20 protein-coding genes and 2 pseudogenes are annotated in these 19,803 nt (G+C 40.1%); 7 read left to right on the top strand and 15 right to left on the bottom strand.

What is annotated here, in order from left to right:
* Positions 1 to 42 precede the first annotated feature (42 nt).
* The 3 genes and pseudogenes from V8V91_RS24190 (at position 43) to V8V91_RS24200 (ending at position 3,144) form a co-directional block, all read left to right on the top strand.
* Positions 43 to 581: pseudogene (locus V8V91_RS24190) on the top strand (ECF-type sigma factor).
* Positions 582 to 593: 12 nt separating this feature from the next.
* Positions 594 to 1,991 carry a serine/threonine protein kinase gene (locus tag V8V91_RS24195; RefSeq protein ID WP_373397622.1) on the top strand — a complete coding sequence of 466 codons (1,398 nt, stop codon included), beginning with the start codon at positions 594 to 596 and terminating at the stop codon, positions 1,989 to 1,991.
* A gap of 28 nt (positions 1,992 to 2,019) precedes the next feature.
* Positions 2,020 to 3,144, top strand: coding sequence for a tetratricopeptide repeat protein (locus V8V91_RS24200; RefSeq protein WP_373397623.1), 1,125 nt, complete (start codon positions 2,020 to 2,022; stop codon positions 3,142 to 3,144).
* A 183-nt stretch (positions 3,145 to 3,327) separates the two neighbouring features.
* On the opposite strand, the gene V8V91_RS24205 is transcribed toward V8V91_RS24200, so the two are convergent.
* Complete coding sequence (locus V8V91_RS24205; RefSeq protein WP_373400803.1) at positions 3,328 to 4,704, bottom strand: thiol-activated cytolysin family protein; 1,377 nt, start codon at positions 4,702 to 4,704, stop codon at positions 3,328 to 3,330.
* A gap of 123 nt (positions 4,705 to 4,827) precedes the next feature.
* Positions 4,828 to 5,553, bottom strand: coding sequence for a class I SAM-dependent methyltransferase (locus tag V8V91_RS24210; protein WP_373397624.1), 726 nt, complete (start codon positions 5,551 to 5,553; stop codon positions 4,828 to 4,830).
* A gap of 296 nt (positions 5,554 to 5,849) precedes the next feature.
* Here V8V91_RS24210 and V8V91_RS24215 point away from each other — a divergent pair, with 296 nt between their 5' ends.
* Both V8V91_RS24215 and V8V91_RS24220 read left to right on the top strand, forming a co-directional pair.
* Positions 5,850 to 6,530, top strand: coding sequence for a Tat (twin-arginine translocation) pathway signal sequence containing protein (locus V8V91_RS24215; protein ID WP_373397625.1), 681 nt, complete (start codon positions 5,850 to 5,852; stop codon positions 6,528 to 6,530).
* A 12-nt stretch (positions 6,531 to 6,542) separates the two neighbouring features.
* Positions 6,543 to 6,956, top strand: coding sequence for a DsrE family protein (locus V8V91_RS24220; protein WP_373397626.1), 414 nt, complete (start codon positions 6,543 to 6,545; stop codon positions 6,954 to 6,956).
* A gap of 48 nt (positions 6,957 to 7,004) precedes the next feature.
* On the opposite strand, the gene V8V91_RS24225 is transcribed toward V8V91_RS24220, so the two are convergent.
* From V8V91_RS24225 to V8V91_RS24235, 3 genes are read right to left on the bottom strand one after another with little or no spacing between them, the layout of a single operon-like run.
* On the bottom strand, positions 7,005 to 7,517 hold the full coding sequence (locus V8V91_RS24225) for a toll/interleukin-1 receptor domain-containing protein (RefSeq protein WP_373397627.1): 513 nt from the start codon (positions 7,515 to 7,517) through the stop codon (positions 7,005 to 7,007).
* Positions 7,518 to 7,561: 44 nt separating this feature from the next.
* Positions 7,562 to 7,765 carry a hypothetical protein gene (locus tag V8V91_RS24230; protein ID WP_373397628.1) on the bottom strand — a complete coding sequence of 68 codons (204 nt, stop codon included), beginning with the start codon at positions 7,763 to 7,765 and terminating at the stop codon, positions 7,562 to 7,564.
* Between the two features lie 13 nt (positions 7,766 to 7,778).
* On the bottom strand, positions 7,779 to 8,564 hold the full coding sequence (locus tag V8V91_RS24235; protein ID WP_373397629.1) for an NYN domain-containing protein: 786 nt from the start codon (positions 8,562 to 8,564) through the stop codon (positions 7,779 to 7,781).
* 143 nt (positions 8,565 to 8,707) lie between these two features.
* Between V8V91_RS24235 and V8V91_RS24240 the strand changes: the two are divergent.
* Together V8V91_RS24240 and V8V91_RS24245 are read left to right on the top strand one after the other, a co-directional pair.
* A pseudogene (locus V8V91_RS24240) lies at positions 8,708 to 10,878 on the top strand (radical SAM protein).
* 113 nt (positions 10,879 to 10,991) lie between these two features.
* Positions 10,992 to 11,561: a Pycsar system effector family protein gene (locus tag V8V91_RS24245; protein ID WP_373397630.1), complete on the top strand. Its 570-nt coding sequence runs from the start codon at positions 10,992 to 10,994 to the stop codon at positions 11,559 to 11,561.
* A gap of 55 nt (positions 11,562 to 11,616) precedes the next feature.
* On the opposite strand, the gene V8V91_RS24250 is transcribed toward V8V91_RS24245, so the two are convergent.
* From V8V91_RS24250 to V8V91_RS24295, 10 genes are all read right to left on the bottom strand, one after another.
* Positions 11,617 to 12,507, bottom strand: coding sequence for a dienelactone hydrolase family protein (locus tag V8V91_RS24250; protein ID WP_373397631.1), 891 nt, complete (start codon positions 12,505 to 12,507; stop codon positions 11,617 to 11,619).
* Positions 12,508 to 12,698: 191 nt separating this feature from the next.
* Positions 12,699 to 13,373, bottom strand: a complete 675-nt coding sequence (locus V8V91_RS24255) for a hypothetical protein (protein WP_373397632.1) — start codon at positions 13,371 to 13,373, stop codon at positions 12,699 to 12,701.
* Between the two features lie 85 nt (positions 13,374 to 13,458).
* Positions 13,459 to 14,769, bottom strand: a complete 1,311-nt coding sequence (locus V8V91_RS24260) for a polysaccharide deacetylase family protein (RefSeq protein WP_373397634.1) — start codon at positions 14,767 to 14,769, stop codon at positions 13,459 to 13,461.
* Positions 14,770 to 14,859: 90 nt separating this feature from the next.
* On the bottom strand, positions 14,860 to 15,027 hold the full coding sequence (locus V8V91_RS24265; RefSeq protein WP_373397635.1) for a hypothetical protein: 168 nt from the start codon (positions 15,025 to 15,027) through the stop codon (positions 14,860 to 14,862).
* A gap of 91 nt (positions 15,028 to 15,118) precedes the next feature.
* Positions 15,119 to 15,439 (bottom strand): O-methyltransferase, encoded by a 321-nt coding sequence (locus V8V91_RS24270; RefSeq protein WP_373397637.1) that lies wholly within the window; start codon positions 15,437 to 15,439, stop codon positions 15,119 to 15,121.
* Positions 15,440 to 15,518: 79 nt separating this feature from the next.
* The gene (locus V8V91_RS24275) at positions 15,519 to 17,126 is read right to left on the bottom strand and encodes an aminotransferase class III-fold pyridoxal phosphate-dependent enzyme (RefSeq protein WP_373397638.1); all 1,608 of its coding nucleotides are present in this window, start codon (positions 17,124 to 17,126) and stop codon (positions 15,519 to 15,521) included.
* The gene (locus tag V8V91_RS24280; RefSeq protein WP_373397639.1) at positions 17,123 to 17,251 is read right to left on the bottom strand and encodes a phosphotransferase; all 129 of its coding nucleotides are present in this window, start codon (positions 17,249 to 17,251) and stop codon (positions 17,123 to 17,125) included. The genes V8V91_RS24275 and V8V91_RS24280 overlap by 4 nt, the downstream gene beginning before the upstream one ends.
* Positions 17,248 to 17,790, bottom strand: coding sequence for a hypothetical protein (locus V8V91_RS24285; protein ID WP_373397641.1), 543 nt, complete (start codon positions 17,788 to 17,790; stop codon positions 17,248 to 17,250). The genes V8V91_RS24280 and V8V91_RS24285 overlap by 4 nt, the downstream gene beginning before the upstream one ends.
* Before the next feature lie 169 nt (positions 17,791 to 17,959).
* Positions 17,960 to 18,652, bottom strand: coding sequence for an SIMPL domain-containing protein (locus tag V8V91_RS24290; RefSeq protein ID WP_074223402.1), 693 nt, complete (start codon positions 18,650 to 18,652; stop codon positions 17,960 to 17,962).
* Positions 18,653 to 18,770: 118 nt separating this feature from the next.
* Entirely contained in the window at positions 18,771 to 19,739 is a 969-nt protein-coding gene (locus tag V8V91_RS24295) for a Kelch repeat-containing protein (RefSeq protein WP_373397643.1), read from the bottom strand.
* Positions 19,740 to 19,803: the final 64 nt, after the last annotated feature.

Below are 19,803 nucleotides of genomic sequence, written 5' to 3' on the forward strand. Positions count from 1 at the left end.
GCTGTATTTTTATAATTCATACTGAGTATTTTGTAATTGATTATGGAGTCTTCCGCCTCTATTGCTCCAAAAGGACAATACACACTAATTAAAAATCAATTCCTGAGTTGCTATGAGGAGCTAAGTAAATTGGCCCATCATAAATTGAGGTTTGAACATCATGCCTATACATTGGATACTTCTGCATTGGTGCATGAAGCCTATTTAAAAATGGAAAATCACGAAAATGGTTTTCAGGATAAAGGGCATTTTTTAGCAATTGCAGCGATCGTTATGCGTAGATTTTTAGTCGATTATGCAAGACAGAGACAGCGGCTAAAAAGGGGAGGAGATCAAATCCAATTAACGTATGGAGCCATATCAAACCCAGTAATTACAACCCCTGAGGAGGTACTTCATCTCAATGAGGCATTGACTAGATTAAAATCTATTAATCACCGGCATTGTCGGGTGGTTGAATTTCACTTTTTGGTGGATATAAACATGAGGAAATAGCCGATATGATGGGAGTATCTATTGATACAGTGAGAAGAGACTGGAGGCTAGCAAAAGCTTGGTTGAGCAATGAATTGAAGAATTAAACTTTTTAGACCATGATGAAGGGAAAGTGGGAGGAAGTAGAAAGACTTTTTCATCAGTTGACGGATTCGACTGTAGAGGAGAAAAGAAAATTGTTGTCCACCATTTTTCAAGAGGATAAGGAGCTGCATTCCCTCCTGTTGGACCTGCTTGATTCTGATCAATCCAGTCATCGGATTTTCGCAGAGTCACCACAGAAGATATTTTCCAAATTAGACGATGACCAAGACCTCCTTGGTGAAAATGTGGGAGCATTTCGTATTGATTCGATCATAGGAACGGGGGCTATGGGCTCGGTTTTTTTGGCAAAAAGAAATGATGGTCAATTCGATCAGACTGTGGCAATCAAAATCCTGAGGCCGCTGATTATGGATTCAGGAATGAGAGAGTTTTTTCAAAAAGAACGACAGATTCTTGCCAGACTCAATCACCCAAACATTGCAAGGCTATATGATGGTGGGTTTACTGATTCAGAACGCCCTTTTTTCACCATGGAATATGTATCAGGTAAATCTTTATTAGAATATATTGATGAAAGGAAATTGAGTCTTAGAGCTAGATTGGAACTGTTTTTACAAGTCTGCAAAGCTGTTCAATATGCACATCAAAACCTGATTGTTCATTTGGACTTAAAGCCTCAAAATATCATAGTGAATGAGGAAAGTCAGGTGAAGTTGTTGGATTTTGGAGTTTCCAGAATCTTGGAGGATTCAGAAGAGACAGCAAGTAGTTTTACGCTAGCTTATGCATCTCCAGAACAGATTCAAAAGAAGAATGCTGGAGTTAGCTCGGATATTTATTCTTTGGGAATTATCCTATTTGAAATGGTCTGTGGGATTCACCCCTATCAAAAATTTTTCCAAGAGCCAGTCGCTTTGAAAGCCGCCAAGCTAGAAGGGAATTCAGCACTTTTTGATGCTGGTCTGGATGCCAAAAGATGGTTTATTTCTGACCTTCATTCTATTTATGAAAAGGCAACGCAACTTCTCCCCGAAGACAGGTTTTCTTCGGTAGAAGTGATGAAGCGGGACCTTCAGGCGTTTTTATATGATTACCCCATTTCCTCCCGAACTAAAAGTTGGAATTATGCAACTGGGAAGTATTTAAAAAGGAATAGAAATACAGTAGTATCCATTGGTGTTGCTGCCTTGCTTTTAATCAGTAGTGGTGTTTTTTACACGATACGGTTGAGTCAAGAAAGAAATTTTGCACAATCAGAAGCAAAAAGAGCCAATCAAATCTCGGACCTTCTATCGGATGTGTTTATGGCAGCCGATCCAAATATTGGGGGAGCTGATACCATCACAGCCATTCAATTATTGAATCAAGGCTATGAGAATCTGGAGAAAAATTTGGGCGATGAACCTGAATTGTATGCTTCCATGATTTCTCGTTTGGCTCCCATTTTTTAACTTAGGGGATTATCAAAAAGGGGAGGAGTTGTCCAAGAAGGCCTTGCAGATTAACCTAAGTTTACCGGGTATTTCTCCTGAAACCCTTTCGGATAATGAAACCCAAATGGCAGCCATGTATTATGTCAAAGGGGTTTATGATTCAGCTTTGGTATACGCTGAGAATGCGATTGCTAGATTAAAAAAAGCCGGTGATTTGCGAAGTATCTATATGTCAAATGCTTTAGTGGAGTTAGGGAATGTATTGTATGATTTTGGAGAATTTGAGCGAGCTGATTCTGCCTATCAAGCTGCTTTTGATATCAGTAAAAGAGAATATGAATCACCTCATGTGGAATTGGCTTTTGAACTACATATGATAGGAGCAAATGCTAGGGAAAAAGGAGACTATGCAAAAGCTGAGAAATACCTTTTGCAAGCTCTTGAAATGAAGAAAGAATTGTTCGATGAACCGCATTTGGAAATTGCATACACCTATAATCACCTAGGGAGCTTATACCAATCTATGGAGCAAGATTCCATTGCCTTGGGTTATATTGAAAAGTCTCTTGAGCAGCGTCAATCTATATTGGGGGAATTTCATGTAGAAACCATGGCAAGCATGGCTAATTATGCACGGACTCTAGTAAGGATGGGATCACCTTTGGATGCTATTCCTATTTATAATAAGACTTTGGTTATTACAGACTCTTTGGTTGGGAAAAACCATTTTTATTTTTGGGCACTTACAGGAAGCCTTGGAACTGCTCAGTTTGAAGCGGGGATATTTGATCAGGCAGCGATTAATTATCAGTTAACTCATGATCATTATCTAGAATTATTACCGGAAGGAGATCCCAGAATAGCCTCTCCATTAAATGGGTTGGGAAAGATAAAAATGCAGGAGAAAAATTATGAACTGGCGAAAAACTACTTTTTAGAAGCGTTAAAAATCAGGGAAGAAGGATATCCAAAAGGCCATCCCCAGATAGCCCAAAGCCAACAAGCACTGGGAGAATGCCTGTTAGCTAGTGGGGATTATTCTATCGCCATAGAATATTTGGAGATGGCCTTGGAATCATTAGAATCGAATCCAGAAACTTCACCTGCAACCTTGGAGGAGCTGACCTCCAAATTGTTAGCAGCAAAAGAAGCGGTATTGGATAATTCCTAAACCTTTTGTTTTATTAGCAAGAAACGCCTTTTACATATACCTGAGTTTTTAATGCGTTCATGGTGCTTTCATAACAGGCTTGAGTAGGTTTTGAAAAGGTTCTATCACTTAGAAATTTCCATTTGAAACCATCTAGGAATTCAATCGTAAGCCGTATTCCATACGCACCTGCTGGTACGGTTTTTACTTTTTAGTATTGGTTTTAATATCCCCACTATTGATAGTGCGGTTATATTCTATCCCATTTGTTCGTTGTTTGTAGGTGATGGTAAACCGCATCGTGACTCCAAGGAATCCATTTTTGTTATTTAATGAGATTTCCGCAGAAGGATATAATTTATCAGTGCAGGATTCTACATCGTATTCTGTGGTATAGCCCAATTTTGCAGTGCTATTATCTTTCAAATAAGTTAGTTTGTAAGAAATCGGAACTCCAGGATTGTCCCTAGTATACACCGCATTGTCCCCAGTGATGATACTATTGAGGTCTCCAAAGTTTTTAGCTTCCACTGCCTTGGATGCCACAGAAGCATTACCCCCAATGGTCACTACTGTAATGGTTGATTTATTTAGAATTTCTTTGTACTTGGATTCCAGTTCGGCGGAAACATTACTGGTTACTCCAGTGGCATAATTTAAAGTCCCTTCTAATTCTATGTCTGTTGCAGAGGAAGTAGATACCATTCTAAACATGATGATTCTACCATAGTTCACCGCCTGAACATAGGCTGGAGGTGCAGAGGCACTGAATTTTTGTTCTACATCGGCCAAGGTAGCTTTAGGTCCAAAAACCTCACCTGGATTGAAAGGTTCGTTCATGGTGATGGAATAAAATACCTGTTTGAATACCATCATTGCCACACGTTCAGTTTTTGTGGATTCATAACTAAATTGAGTGGAGACATCTCCTCTTGCCCATTCAACATTCAGGCCCACATCCATGCTTAATTGCCTGGAGCTGTAGGAAGTACTGGCTGAATAACTTGAATTTGCTGCATTGACATATCCTTCCTGATAAGCATTTGCATTCCACCATTCCAACGCCTCATCGATTTTAGCTTGGACAGAAGTATTGGTAGGATTGTCGACAGTAATATTTCCATTTTCACCTATGCCAGGTAAATCTAGTCTTAAAGAAACGGGAGCCCTGTCTACTCCGGCTGGAGTAGGAAGCCCTCCAAGGGTTTCTTTATCTGCGATTACTAACGCACCCGGATAAATAATCCCATTGGTAGGACGGAGGATGGCGATATTTTCAAAATTGTTTTTAAGGTCATACGTTAATGTTACACATTCGGTAAATCCTCCTGAATATCCAGAAGTACTCGTTTTACTATTGACTTGTGTCCTTTGAGAGGATCCTGAAATGGGCTGGACATTTAATATTTCTTCAGGATCATTCGGTAGATTCCTTAGGTAATCCCCAATAGTTTCAGCATCTGGAGAAATTTTGATCGGTTCTTCCTTACCTCCAAAATCGCAGGAAGAAAAAATCAGAGAGAGAAAAATGGCTAAGAAAAATGCCTGTTGTTTTTTTGAAATAATAATTTCATGGCGAATAGAATTTTGGTTGTAATTCTATAGGCGCTGTTTTAACTGAAAAGTGGTAATTACTTTTTAAAAAATATGAAGTTTTTTATAAAAAAGCTCCTGGGGCCGTCCAACGAGTGATTTTTGATTGACTTATTTTTTCTTTTGGTAAATGAGATAGTGCTGGATGGGCAAGAACTTTCCATTTTTCTCCAATTCAAAACCATTGGCATTCATCTCTTTGGTGACTTGTTTTTCGGTCATTTTGTGCAATGGTTTAATGTTGATAGTAGGGTCTTCTCCTCGGTATTCAAGGAGTAGGACCTTGCCATTGGGAGATAAGGATTCATAAATACTTTGCAGCATTTCCTGAGGATAGGATAACTCATGGTACACATCAACCATGATCACTAGGTCTATAGCTCCTTTTGGAAGGTTAGGTGATTTTTCTGATCCTTGAACTGTCTCAACATTTTTCAAGTCTAGTTCTTTACTTTTTGCATTGATGTAATCAATCGCATCTTTTTGAATTTCCACAGCATACACTTTGCCTTGAGGAACATGTGGGGCGATACGAAAAGTATAATATCCTGAGCCTGCACCAATATCTGCCACTGTACTCGATGAATTGATGGGTAGATTCTCTAAAGCAGCGGCAATTCCCTCTTCTCGTTCTCTACTCGCTCTTTCCAGCCAATCCTTACCCGCAAATCCCATGACTTGGGAGATTTCCCTTCCTAAATAAACTTTTCCGGTTCCATCCCAACTCGGTTCTTTGGATTGGTAAACTTGGGTATCATTTTTAGAAGATTGAGCTAAAACTACATGTTGAAAATTCAATCCAATCCCCAGAATAAAAGCAAAAACATATTTTTTCATCTTATATCTTTTACTACTAAACTTAAATAAATGATGCTTGTTTTTCTGAAAGGTAAAATATGGCTATTCTTAGAAAGGCGTAGTGTTTTTACTGGATTTTTCATAGAGACCGGTTAAAAACCTTTTCAAACCTGCTTTAGTAAAATGTAGGTAAAAAAGCGAATTCAACCTATGTTTTAAGTCGTTCATTTTCAGATAAATAATTGCTATTTCTTTATTTTAATAGTATATTCAGTTAGAATTTTTTAGCTACCTCAATTGAATAAGTGTGTTAGTTCAACTTAATAAATTTTTAAATGAAAGAATCAAATAGTAATTCTCGAAGAAGTTTTCTTGAAAAAATCGCATTAGGTTCTGCGGTGGGTGGATTAGCTGGAATATTGAATCCAGCAGTTGCAAATCCACTAGAAGAAAATAAGAAGAAGATGCATGAAGCTGACGAATGGTTTAAAAAGGTCAAAGGTTCGCATCGAATTGTATATGATGGTTCTACACCCCATGATGGGTTCCCAATCATTTGGAATTGGGCATTTTACTTAACCAATAATCAAACTGATAGTCCTGATTCTGACATTACTGCCATGACGGTACTTAGACACGCTGCCATTCCATTTGCATTAGATGATAGACTTTGGTCAAAGTATAAATTAGGGGCTGTATTTGAAGTGAATGATCCTGCTACGGGGGCTCCTTCCTTAAGAAATCCATATTATGAGCCAAAACCAGGTGATTTTCCAATGCCTCAAATTCAGGGAATCAAAGACCTTCAAGCAAGAGGAGCTATGTTTTGTGTCTGTGATTTAGCACTTCAGGTGTATAGTGGGGCTATAGCAGGTCAGATGAACCTGCAAATGGAAGATGTATACAAAGATATGATCAGCGGAGTACACCCTGGGATCCAAGTAGTTCCTTCAGGGGTCTGGGCATTGGGTAGAGCCCAAGAGCATGGCTGCGCTTATGTATTTGCTGGAGGCTAAAGTTTATAAAAGATGAGAAAGTCCGTTTTATTCCTGTTTGGATTGATTCTTTCCATGGCTGTTCATGCTCAAACTCCTCCCGTAAAAATCGTTTTTGACGTGACAAGTGGGGAGGAAGGGGTACATCAATCAGCAATGAGGCACATTTCTGTGATGGCGAATCAATACCCTGATTCTGAATTCGAGATGGTGGTCTATAGCAGTGCTTTAGGCATGGTTTTGAAAGATAAGTCCTCGGTTTCCAAAGAATTGGAGGAATTGGCAAAAAAAGAGAATGTGACGTTTAAGGTTTGTCAAATGAGTTTGGACAGATATAAATTACCCACTTCCAGTTTGATCCCGGGTGTAGGAACTGTTCCAGATGGAATTTTAGAGATCATCAAGAAGCAGCAAGAAGGCTGGGGATATATCAAAGAGAGTAAATAATTGCTCTTACCTTTAAATCTAGGAGGGCCTGAGCAATCGGGCCCTTTTTTATTTTAGCAAAGCTATCAATTCATCCATTTTCATAAATTCTCCCAATGGAAATGAAATGGCCTGTTCCACGCTAGGATAGTTTACAAATATCACTTCTTGATGGTTGTCGAAAAATCTACTGAATAGTTCCTGGGCTACGGAGGATTTTGAGTTGATTGGATAGAGGTTTTTCAAAGTTTCTGCATGAAAAAAGCCGATGATCTGTTTCTTGTTGTTCAGGGCAAATTCAATTTCTTTGGCAGACCAGACTGAATGAAAGATGTTTTCCGATAAAAAGACTCCGAAAAAAGGGAGCTTTTCAATGGCGGTTTTTACCTCCGAATTGATATGCTGATGGTACAGTAAATCAGTTTCTGCCAGCCAAAGATGCAGGTCTTGTTTGGCAAGTGCTTTAGCCAGGTCCACTACCTTTTCTGAATCTTTGAAGCTATGGGATAAAAACATGCATTTTTCCGCGCTTCTGTCCAGTTCATCCAATAAGAGCTCTTTATCTTGCTTTATAAAATCCATTCCCTCTCTTTTTTTGACCTTATCGATATGCCCCCAGAGCACATCTAAGCTTTTCTTGGAAGGTAATGTGGAATAGCGAAATTGATGGTCTCTACTTTTTGATATGCTTTCAGTAGAATTTCATCCAATTCCAAAGGAGAAATGGTGTCAATTTGTAAGGATTGAAGGATTCCCTGTGAAGTATTCCATTTTGAATTAGAGCTTAAAAGGAACTGTTCAACTTGATGTATAAGGGTGGGATCTTCCATAATCCAAGAGGTCTTATTTCAATTTGACCAAAGGATAATTCAGCCCATTCACCTCATTTTTCATTACTTGGTACTTTTTCAGGCTTCGGAACAATTCGGTAAGGTTTCTAAACCCATAAGATCTTGGATCAAAACTTGGATCAATCTTTCTCAATGAGGCTCCGATTTTAGCAATGTGAATTTCTTCTTCTTCGTCCGAAGAAATCTCAAAAGCCTTATCTATTAGGTTTAAGTCCAAGGTTGGAGCTTCTTTTAAAATCTCTTCTTTCTTGGAATCTTCTGCTCTATTACTTCCTTGTTTTGAGGTATTGGATGAGGTTTTTCCGCTCTTTCTGGAGGAGCTTTTCTCCTCTTCCGTATCTGGACCGAGATTTTCTGCAAAGGTGAATATTTCGCAAGATTGGACAAAGGCCTTGGGGGTGATTCTACGCCCGATTCCCATGACAAATAATCCTTCTTCCCGGATTCTTTTGGCAAGCCCAGTGTAATCTGAATCACTTGACACAATACAAAACCCATCCACACTATCGCTATGTAGAATATCCATGGCATCAATGATCAGGGAGCTATCCGTAGAGTTTTTTCCTGTGGTATAGGAGAATTTTTGGATAGGGTTGAAAGAATGAAGGTTGATCATTTCTTTCCAGCTATTCATCTGTGGGGTAGTCCAATCCCCATAAATACGTCGTATGGTGGCTTTTCCATATTTGGAAACCTCTTCTAATATCTCTTTGATTAATTTAGCCTGTGCATTATCGCCATCAATTAGTACTGCGATGTTGAATTTATTGTCTCTCATCTCTAATTTTTGTGAATACCTAAATCTACCAAAAATTAAGGGCTTATCTCAGGAATGGTTTTCCCGAGTTTAGGTTATTTTGGAAAGAAGTACTTGGAATCAAGGATTCTTTGCGAACTTTGATCCTTCCTAACTCAATACCTGTGGCCACAAAAGTTCTATTTATTACACCACCCTTTACCCAACTAAATACGCCTTATCCTGCGACAGCCTATTTAAAAGGGTATTTAAATACCTTGGGGATTCCTTCCAACCAAATGGATTTAGGGATGGAGGTAATTTTAGCCTTGTTTTCGAAAAAGGACTTCAAAAGATTTTTGATTTGATTGAACAGCAGGATTTGGAGTTATCGGACAATGCTGCCAGAATAGTCAGGCTCCAGGCAAATTACCTTCAAACCATAGATGCAGTCATCTCTTTTTTGCAGGATAAAAATCCCACGTTGGCATATCATATTTCGGAAGGAGATTATTTACCGGAAGCAGGTAGGTTTGAACAATTGGATGATTTGGAATGGGCATTTGGGACCTTGGGGGTACGTGATAAAGCCCGGTATTTTGCCACCTTATACCTGGAAGATCTAGGAGATTTGATCACAGAAGCCATTGATCCTAATTTTGGTTTTAGTCGGTATGCAGAAAAACTTGCTGTTTCTGCAAGTGATTTTGATGAGATGGAAGTTGCATTGAATCAGGAAACTGGCTTGATAGACCAAATGATGCTAGAATTGCTTGGGGAGGAAATTAAAAAGGTTCAGCCTGATTCCATTGCCTTTTCTGTTCCTTTTCCTGGCAACCTTTATGGAGCTCTGAAATGTGGTCAATTTATCAAATCCCGATTTCCCGAAATCAGTGTATGGATGGGAGGGGTATCCAAATACCGAGCTGAGATCATTAAAGGATCCAAGAATTTTTGACTTCATCGATTTTATAACCTTGGATGATGGTGAAGCTCCTGTGCGCCTATTGTTAGCGCATTTGGAAGGGAAGAGACCTTTGGAGGAGCTGAAGAGAACATTTATTCGGGAAGATGGTAAGGTGGTGTTCCTGAATAATTCCTCTGTGAAGGATGTGTCCCAGCGTGAGGTGGGAACTCCTGATTATTCAGATTTGAAATTACAGGATTATTTATCAGTCATTGAAGTGGCCAATCCCATGCATCGGTTATGGAGTGATGGGCGTTGGAATAAGTTGACCTTGGCACATGGCTGTTACTGGGGAAAGTGTACTTTTTGTGACATCTCTCTGGATTACATAGGTAGATATGAACCGATTACTGCTTCCATTCTTGCGGATAGAATTGAAGAGATAATGGACCAGACGGGAAATAATGGGTTCCATTTTGTGGATGAGGCGGCACCCCCTGCCTTGATGAGAGATTTGGCAATTGAAATCTTGAGGCGAGGCTTGACAGTAGTCTGGTGGACCAATATCAGGTTTGAAAGTAGCTTTACCTTAGATCTTTGCCGCTTGCTCAGAGCCTCTGGATGCATTGCAGTATCTGGTGGATTGGAAGTCGCTTCAGACCGCTTGCTTGCTTTGATTAAGAAAGGAGTGACAGTGTCCCAGGTAGCCCAAGTATGTAATCATTTTACAGAATCAGGAATTATGGTTCATGCTTATTTGATGTATGGATTTCCTACCCAAACCACACAAGAGACGGTGGACTCCTTGGAAATGGTCCGGCAACTTTTTGAAATGGGAGTATTGCAATCCGCATTTTGGCATCGCTTTGCGATGACTGCCCACAGTCCCGTAGGATTAAACCCAAAGGCCTTTAGTATTTCCCGGGTGGGAGAGAAAGAGGGGGATTTTGCCAATAATGAATTGGAATTTGTGGATCCTGTAGGAGCTGACCATGGGGAGTTTGGAGATGGATTAAGAAAGTCTCTTTTTAATTACATGCATGGAATTGGTTTTGAAATACCCCTGCAAGATTGGTTTGATAGGAAAATGCCAAAGACAAGCATTGGTCCTCAGTATATCGCAAAAGCAATTCAAGGTGAACCTGATATTCCCTATAAGGATCAACAACGAATTCTCTGGATCGGGGCTCAACCTGAATTGATTGCCTTGGAAGATGAGGATTCCTGTGATTTGGTTTTTTCAGGGAAAAAGAAGATTTCGCAATGGAATTGCCAATGGCTTTGGGCGAGTGGGTGTTTAATTTGCTTTCCGAGGTTTCCTACTCCCAGAACCTAAAGACCCTGAAACCTATCCGTCAAAGTTATGAAAGCCAACTTGGAGACTTCGAAGAGTTGGTAGAATCTGAAGTTTGGGATATTTTGAGATCACAAGGATTGTTGATTTTTTAACCTGTATTGGTGTTTATTAGTTGGTTAAAAGGCTGATTGTTAAAATTATGGTCTGGGATTTGTTCCTCTTCTTTTAAATTATTGTGTAAATTCCAGTGGTACATTCATATACTATGGAAGAACAACTCATTTTAAAAAAAGAAAAGACGGATAGAGAGCATCAGACTTTCTTTCGAGTGACTTTTAAGAATAATTGCAACCTTCTTCAGATTGCTGACAACAAGGCAAACATTATTATCAGTATCAATGCTTTGGTGATTTCATCTGTAGTGGCCATCATGGGGTATGGGACTATCTCTCATCAGATTGAAATAGAACGACCCATTACTTTATTACCCATTTTATTGCTTCTGTTTACCTGCTTTGTTTCTACGATCCTGGCAGTTCAGTCAGCAAAACCGAAAATCATGGGTAATAAAACCACCTCCAATATAGACCCAAAATCCAGTATTATGTTTTTTGGTTCAAGCGCGGATTTATCGATGGAAGAGTACTTGAGTGAGGTAAACCGGATTCTACCTTCCAAAAAAGAAATTCAGGAACAAATGTCTATCGCGTTATTTTATCAGGCCAAAGTCCTCAATAAAAAATACATGCTCCTAAGACATGCTTATAATGTGTTTATTCTGGGGTTAGCCCTAGGTATATTGACCTTTTTGATTTATTTAGGCATGATTTACTAATCAAATCGCATTAAAAAAGGGGAGCAAATCACTCCCCTTTTTAGAATCAAAATCGTTAACTTTTGAGCTTTTTATTGAAAAAATCAATGGTTCTTTCCCAAGCCAAAGTCGCCGCAGCCTCGTCATATCTCGGGGTGGTGTTATTATGAAATCCGTGATTTACATCTGGGTAAACAAAAGCTTGGTATTCAATATTGTTTGCTTTCAAAACTTCCTCATAGGCTGGCCATCCTGCATTGACACGTTCATCCAAACCGGCATATTGAAGCATCAGAGGAGCTTTGATCTTGGCGGCATCCTCCGCAGAGGGTTGTCCTCCATAAAAAGGGACTGCAGCGCCCAAATCGGGTAGTCTTACAGCCATCATATTGGAAATCCAACCACCAAAGCAGAAGCCTACTACTCCCACTTCTCCTGTACAATCAGGGTGGTTTTTGAGGGTTTCATAGGCAGCGATAAAGTCCTCTAACATTTCATTTCTATCCCTTTTGGATTGCATGGCTCTACCTTCATCATCATTACCGGGATAGCCTCCCAAAGGAGTCAAGGCATCTGGGGCCAAGGAAATAAAACCAGCCACTGCACATCTCCTTCCCACATCTTCTATATAGGGATTCAACCCCCTGTTTTCATGTACTACCACGATTCCAGGAACCTTGCCAGTCATCCCGGTAGGAGTGGAGAGCAATCCTTTGATTTTGCCTCCTCCTTTGGGGGAGTCGTACATAATGTATTCAGATTCCAGGCGCTCATCATCTGGTAATATGGTTCGGGTGTCCACATAATTAGGCATCATGGCACTCATTAATGAGGCTACCGTAACTCCTCCAACGGCATAAGCCGAAAGTTTTTCTACAAAAGTCCTTCGGTCTAGTTTGTTGTGTGCATAGGCATCATAGAGATCAAAAACTTCCTGTTGGATATCCTCTTTTTTTAATTGTTTCATGGTCTGTTTGGTTTATCGGGGTTTATTAAAAGTTCGAGTTATAATTTATTAAAAATCAGATGTTTTTCATGAAATATTCAGTGAGGAATTAGTTTTCTTTTACTAATGAACCTATGGAGTGAAGCATGGTAAAAGATTCTCGCTGAACTACTTGTCCGGTAAATCTGACAGGATGTTTCAAATAATCGATTTTACTTATTTGGGAAAATTTGGGTGATGCTGTCTTTCTTGTTTTCGTATAGAATTTCAAAGGCGTTGTTTTTCAGGTTCTGTCCTAGTCGAAGGTTCTCCTCAAAATCACTGCTTTGAATACTAATTTGAGCACCCTCTTTGTCGTCTAAGCCCAATATCATTCCCTCATATCCATCGCTTCTATCAAATCCCAAAGAAACTCTATATCGATCCTTCATTTTTATTAGACCATATCCAGTTCTCTCGGTTCCTGTGGAATCATTCACGACTATTCCTGAAGAAGGCCCAATCCTTTTGCCGAAAAAAGGGTCAGGGACATGATCCCCCAAAGCCAATTTATCGTACCCATGTTCATCCAACATCAATATGCCAAAGGCTCGATTATCCACTTCTTTTTCAAAGTTCTCCATGAATTTGGCTTCCGGAGGAAACCAGTCTGCATAGGCAGCTTCCACCTTTTTCAAATCATCCCTAATTCGATCCTTGGAGGTGGGAATTGGAGCCCCAATGAGTATTCTATCATTTCCTTCCTCGTCAACAATCACTATCCCCTGTGTAGTGATAACAGGATGGGAAAATCTATCTATCCATAAAAAAGCGATGCTGATAAGTAATACAATTAATCCTAATCCTTGCCATTTGACCATTCTTTCCAGTCTTTTAATCTCGTTCATCTGATTGGTGTTAAGTGTAAAACAGTACTTACCCTAATAGATGCAGACAAAAACGGAAAGGTTGCTCGGCTTGATTTCGGCTTGATTAATGGGTGATAATAGCACTTGATTCACCTAGACTGATATGGGAAAGCACATATTTGCCCTTGGAGTCCTCTTGAATAGGGAGGCTTTCCTGTCCATTAGCAAAGGCTTGGTTCCATTCATTTGGAATATAGGTTTTGATGGTTAGAGGTACGGAATAGATCTCAGGGTCGAGCGTTGAATTTAAAACAATGTTGATTTGATCCTTTTCCATTGAACTTTCCACTTCTGTATTTTTCCGAGCTCGGATGTATTTGGTGACATCTCGGAACGTTTCAATCCAAAGCTCGTTTTCTTTGGATTTCATAAATGAAAAATACTCCTCAAGTTGCTCTTTCGTCTTTGGCTCCCAGCCCAGATTTTCTACTCCATGTATCACTAATACCAACCAGATATTGTCATGATTCAGGGTCGTGTCAATCCATGATTTCATGTCTTCGAACGAATGCCGGGTTAGGATTCCACGCTGCCATTGTACGTATTCTTTTTGTGATTCTCCCGGAACAACATCACTACCGCGGTTTATTTCTTCTAGCCAAGATTCAGGCATCCTGTTTCTCAGCGCAGGGTATATTTCATAAGCATATTCCATGACCCGTTCGTTTTCGGTGCCATAGGGTCCCTCTGCTGAAAAAATTGATTCTTCCCCGATGAACTTTTGGAGATCGGCTTTGCTTTGTTCCAGTTCATACAACATATTCACTTCATCCAATACCGCTAATCTCGGATGGGTCACCGTATGGGAGGCAATCTCATGTCCTTGGGCAGCATAGGACTTATACTGTTCCCAGGTAGTGGTATCTTCTTCATTGTTATGAAAAATAACCTCACCAGTATTCACCATTTTACCATTTCGGAGTTTTTCATAGCCTTCATCTAGCAGTTCATAGGCTTCCTCTACTCTTCCTGACTCAAACATTGATCCTACTCTGGCATGATAGTCTTCCGCTTCTGTGGTGCCCGTGAAGGCGATCAGGGAAGCCCGCTCAAAGAAATTGCTGGAATCTGTTTTGAATTCTCGCGTTTCAGCAATGATTTCCTGTGGATCTCTTCCGATAAATTTTCCTTTTCCAGAACCAGGAACTTTCCCGGTGATGATATAAAAGGTGGCAGGCAGGTTCAAACTATCCATGATCGGTTTCGCAATCGTGAATTGGTTGATAATTCCATCATCATAGGTGACAGAAATGGCCCCTTTTTTATCTTCTGGCCATTTGGTGATTTCCGAGGTTCCCACAATTGGATCAGGTTGGGAACATGAAAATGTGGAGGCTATACCTATCAAATAAATCCATTTAGAAAGGTTTTTCATGGAAGGTCAGGGCTTTAAATGTGATTTTTTATCTTCTAACAGAGTTAATATACAGGATTGTTTGAAATGAAATGCTTTATAAGTGAATGGCTAGTTGATTTTAGTCATTAGAATCACCCCTGTGGACCAGTTCATTTTGCACAAATGAAAATCTTCTCGGTATTCCAATTGTTTCACCAAATCCTGCGCTTTCTCAGCATGTCCATTCGGCCAATTGGGTTGCTCATCCATATCATCAATCACGTAGATTCCTCCCACCTGGAGCAGGGAAAAACCTCATCCAGATGACTGTATTTACCAGGCCAGGCATCTGCAAAAATCAAGTCAAAGCCAGGGCCCTGGTACTCCTCTATCCATTTGGCACCATCCTCCATAACCAAATTGACTCTAGAATCCTTTCCAAAAATCCTTTTGCGATTTCAATTAATTGGGAATCGTTATCTACTGAAGTAATGGTTGAATCTGGATCCATCCCATCCACCATCCAAGAAAGTGATAATCCTATGCCGGTTCCAAGCTCGAGGAAATTGCCTTTTGGTTTACTAGCAATCAACGTTTTTAAGAGGCAACCTATGTAAAGGTCAGATGGCATAGTAAAACCAATCTCTGAAGATTTAGCTTCAAGTTGAAGGTGGATTTTCGGTTTGTTTTGGATGATACGATCGTTCATGGAAAAACTAAGATAAAATGAATTCAGACTCCTTGAATGTCAAGGTTGGATGCTCTGTTATTAATTTCCAAGTTGAATTTTAAACCGTTGCTTTCAAAATATCTTCAATAGTATCTACTACTTCCTTTGCATTGGATTTGGAAAAGCACAAAGGAGGTTTTGTTTTTAATACATTGTCATGAGGTCCGTCGGTGCTGATTAGGATATTTCTTTCTCTCAGCTCGTTTTTGATCCATGCTGCCAATTGAGTAGCTGGATTTTTAGTTCCTGGTTCAACGATTTCTACTCCTAAGAAAAGCCCAGACCCTCTAACATCCCCTATGCATTCATGACTTGCTTGTAAGGATTTAAAAAGTTCAGTATAGTAGTTACCTACCATTCTTGCGTTTTCTTGAAGCTTTTCCTCTTCAATTACCTCTAAGACAGAAAGTCCAATGGCACAGGATACAGGATTTCCACCGAAAGAACTAAAAAACTCAACTCCCTTGCTAAAAGAAGCTGCTATTTCCTCAGTAGTTACAACCGCTCCCATAGGATGACCATTCCCCATTGGTTTCCCCAAAATCACCATGTCTGGAACTACCTCCTGAGCTTCATATCCCCAAAAATGATCTCCCATTCTCCCGAAACCTGTTTGAACTTCGTCACTAATACAGATTCCTCCCTGTTTACGGATTGCTGGATATAGCGCTTTTAAATAGCCTTTGGCCAAGGGGACTTGTCCACCGCATCCGACAATTGGTTCTGTGATAAATGCTCCAATTCCTTCAGGAAATTCTTCCATTAAAGAAATGGCTTCCTGAGCATATCGCTTACCAGCGCTCCCATCATTGGATTGGTATTTTCCTAGATAGGTGTCTGGAATGGGGGCTTTTAAAATATTGGGCTTTTGCCCAAACCCTTTTTTATTGGAGAATTTATAGTCACTGATATCCATGGAAATCTGTGTGTTTCCATGGTACCCATGTTCCATGACCATGATGTTTTTACTTCTGGTATGCGCAAATGCCAAACGCATAGCCAAATCACTGGCAGCACTTCCTGAATTGACAAAATAAACTTTGCTAAGGGACGGAGGAAATTTAGCCAGCAATTGCTCAGCATACTGGGGAAGGAGATCGTATAGGTATCTAGTATTGGTATTCAGTTTTGCCATTTGTCGCTGGCCTGCTTCCACCACTTTTGGGTGGGAATGCCCCACATGTGGAATGTTATTATAGGCATCGAGGATGGTGTTTCCAGCAGCATCATACATGTATTGAAATGCAGCGCCAATCACTGGAATGGGGTTTTTATAACTTACAGAAAGAATTGGACTGATGGATTGATGTCTTCTATGTAGCGCTTCCTTTACAGTTGGTCTGTCTGGTAAGGGAAGCCCTAGTGTCCTTTTAAAGAAATTACTTGCTTCCAATGGGCTGATCCCAACCCACTTTTTGAGCAGTCTCCAAGCTGACTTTTCACTCACTGAAGCATAGTGATTGTTGGGATCAGTTTTGCTTGCGTGTGCAGATTGGCAAACGCTGATGCAAAGCCTCGCAGCGATCAGATAATAGAGAATCTCAATCTCCTTTTCCTGGAGAGGATTCGTTTGATGATAGGCTTTCAGGAAATCCGGTGTCCATTCCAAAGGATTTTCCTGATCATAGATCAGGTAGCAAAGTGCTATGGCTACTTCGTTAATCAAGGGGAATAGCATACATCTCCAAAGTCAATGATTCCCGAAACAGATCCGTTTTCCGTTAACACATTCCATTCATTGGCATCTCCATGTATGATTTGCCTTCTCAATTCAGGTAAAACCGGTGTCACGTGTTCTTCAAATTGAAGAAAAAGTATCTAACCAAATTTTGATCAGAGGGAAGAGGGATATCAGTAATCAGCTTTTTGTTAAGGTTGAGATGTTGGATATCCCAATCCAATGTTCTTGCCTTTAAAACGTAATTTGAAAAGCCTTCAAGATTTCGGTCTAATTCGCCCATAAACCTTCCCATGCTTGCAAAAAGGGATGGAGAAGCTGGCGTATCACCTAAAAATGAACCATTTAAAAAGGAGAGGAGCCTCCCTATCGTGTTTTTTCCGTTTAAATTAAACACTTGGAGAAATTCTCCATTCGCAAAAGAAATTGGTCTTGGATATTTGTCTTTGGATAAGGTCTGAAGGTGGATGAGGACTTGAGTCTCTGCTTCCAGGGTATCGAACAGCTCCTGATCAAATGGATAAGTTTTCAGGATAAAGGAAGTATGGGGGTCAGAAACCAAATAGTTGATATTAAAATAACCATTTAGCTTTTCAATTTTTGGGTTTTCAAAACCAAATTCATGTTGAAGGAGGGTTTGTAACTCTTCCATGGATTTAAATTAGGCAGTGTTTTTTTGACGTGATTCCAGCCTGGGGCTTTCCATTCCAACATACCATTAAAACTAGAAAGAATCCATTAAAGCACAGGTAAAAAAGGTGAATACAACAAAAAAAAGACACTAGGCAGTGTCTCTTTTTTCAATGATTAGGTGTGTTGATTCAGTAGGTATAATATACCATGACAGTTTTCTGCAGTGATTGGGAATCCGGAGCCAATAATGCCTCGTTTCCAGCATCGGCACTTGCTCTCATCGCCTGCATCTTATAAACTGGCTTTGGAGCGCTGCTAATGGATACTCGATGAACCCTGATGTTTTTGATTCCCAAGGTTTCCGCGACCAGTCTGGCTCTGCTTTCAGCGTTCTTTAAGGATTCCGTAAGAAGTTCATTTTCCAAGGATTTTTGAGTTGCCTCAGAAACTTGGAAATTCAGATTGAAACTCATATCTCCTGAATCTTGGATCGCTTCTACAATTTTCTGAAGATCTGCGTTCTTACTGCTGGTCGTAATCATTAGATTTTGTGAAGCCACATACCCACTATCTCTTGCATATCCACTTCTATAAATGCGATTAATAGTTACGGAGAAGTTGTCTGCTACCAATTTATAATCTTTGATCTTGGCCTTTTCTAAGGCTTTTGCCAAGTTTTTTGTTTTCGTATTCAATACTTCGGTTGCATCTGTCACCTTCATGGACTTTTCTTCCAAATGGATAGAAAACACCGCTTCATCAGGTGCTAATTTCCGTTCAGAAAAACCCTCTACCTCGATAAGAGGGATGTTCATGTTTTCTTGGGCTAAAACCGGAATTGTTAAAAGTAAACCGAATAATAGGGCAAATAAATTTTTCATGGTTTAGTATGTTGATTTAGTTGTACTAGTTCAAATGATAGGCCAGAAAGGCAGATCGCAAGAGGTTTACCTAAGAATTAGTTTCCGTTTTAGGAAATTTAAGACAGTGGATGGCTACTTATTTCCATTCCAAAACTTCCATGTTATTCAACTCGGGCCCACCTCCTCGATTGGCAGAACCTGCAGCCACATAAATCTTTCCTTTATGGTAAACCACTCCTGTGCCATGCCTTCCTTGATTAAGTTCTGGTAAGCTAGTCCAAGTACCATCTCTGGTGTCCAGCATTTCCACTTCTGCATGAGCAGCTTCTTGGGCAATACTCTCTCCATTCATGACGACGAGGTAGGGGCCATTCGCTACATTGGATGTTCCAGCTCGTTCTGTAGGAAGAGTGGAATCTATGGTATGCCAGGTGTTTGTGTTGAAATCAAAATAGTCCACTTCAGGCACTGTGAGGTCCAGTACTTTCCCTATGACTGCAGAAGATCTTCTTCCTCCTACCAAATAAGCCCTGTCACCGACTAAAGTGGCACTGAAATGATCTCTAGCTCTCGGGGCATCAGGAAGAATGGTCCATTTTCCTGTTTTAGGATCATATTCATCAAACCAGGTGACATGTCCATCCCAATGTCCATCGATGATCCCGCTTGCCAAATAGATCTTTCCATTTCTTGTAAATACGCCTAAAGAGCCTCGTAGTCGATCTTTTGGAATAGCAGGGCCTTCACGCCATTCGTTTTTCTTGGGGTTGAAAATCAGAAAATTTGGGATGGGGGTTTCATGGGGATAACCTCCTGTAAAGGCACCGATTACATATATTTCATGGTCAAAGGATATTGCCTGAAAATGGTGGAAGTTCATAGGTACATCCGCCAATTGTTTCCAGGTTTTCGTTTTGGGGTCAAATTCTTCCACCGGTCGATCTGTTCTACCTCCCAGAGCATAGAATTTACCATCACATTCGACGAACGAATTCTCGTGTCTTGGGGAGGCCTCATTGGTAGTTTCCAGAATTTCCCAGGAAGAGTTTTGGGCAAACGAAACGGAACAAATTAAACAAAGTGTAAAGAGAAATAGCTGTTTCATAGGTCTTTTGAGTTTAGATCATTGAATTTACTGATTTATCCATACAGTATATCAATAAAAAAAC

Origin of the sequence: Algoriphagus halophilus, from assembly GCF_041729275.1 — a bacterium.
GTDB lineage: Bacteria > Bacteroidota > Bacteroidia > Cytophagales > Cyclobacteriaceae > Algoriphagus > Algoriphagus halophilus_A.

Coding starts and splice junctions, on each gene's coding strand:
- V8V91_RS24230 (WP_373397628.1), bottom strand. CDS start 7,765: ATGGAAGATCCCACCCTTATACATCAAGTTGAACAGTTCCTTTTAAGC.
- V8V91_RS24285 (WP_373397641.1), bottom strand. CDS start 17,790: ATGGAAGAGTTACAAACCCTCCTTCAACATGAATTTGGTTTTGAAAAC.
- V8V91_RS24290 (WP_074223402.1), bottom strand. CDS start 18,652: ATGAAAAATTTATTTGCCCTATTATTCGGTTTACTTTTAACAATTCCG.
- V8V91_RS24260 (WP_373397634.1), bottom strand. CDS start 14,769: ATGAAAAACCTTTCTAAATGGATTTATTTGATAGGTATAGCCTCCACA.
- V8V91_RS24255 (WP_373397632.1), bottom strand. CDS start 13,373: ATGAACGAGATTAAAAGACTGGAAAGAATGGTCAAATGGCAAGGATTA.
- V8V91_RS24210 (WP_373397624.1), bottom strand. CDS start 5,553: ATGAAAAAATATGTTTTTGCTTTTATTCTGGGGATTGGATTGAATTTT.
- V8V91_RS24195 (WP_373397622.1), top strand. CDS start 594: ATGATGAAGGGAAAGTGGGAGGAAGTAGAAAGACTTTTTCATCAGTTG.
- V8V91_RS24250 (WP_373397631.1), bottom strand. CDS start 12,507: ATGAAACAATTAAAAAAAGAGGATATCCAACAGGAAGTTTTTGATCTC.
- V8V91_RS24220 (WP_373397626.1), top strand. CDS start 6,543: ATGAGAAAGTCCGTTTTATTCCTGTTTGGATTGATTCTTTCCATGGCT.
- V8V91_RS24295 (WP_373397643.1), bottom strand. CDS start 19,739: ATGAAACAGCTATTTCTCTTTACACTTTGTTTAATTTGTTCCGTTTCG.
- V8V91_RS24215 (WP_373397625.1), top strand. CDS start 5,850: ATGAAAGAATCAAATAGTAATTCTCGAAGAAGTTTTCTTGAAAAAATC.
- V8V91_RS24235 (WP_373397629.1), bottom strand. CDS start 8,564: ATGAGAGACAATAAATTCAACATCGCAGTACTAATTGATGGCGATAAT.
- V8V91_RS24225 (WP_373397627.1), bottom strand. CDS start 7,517: ATGGATTTTATAAAGCAAGATAAAGAGCTCTTATTGGATGAACTGGAC.
- V8V91_RS24270 (WP_373397637.1), bottom strand. CDS start 15,439: ATGAACGATCGTATCATCCAAAACAAACCGAAAATCCACCTTCAACTT.
- V8V91_RS24245 (WP_373397630.1), top strand. CDS start 10,992: ATGGAAGAACAACTCATTTTAAAAAAAGAAAAGACGGATAGAGAGCAT.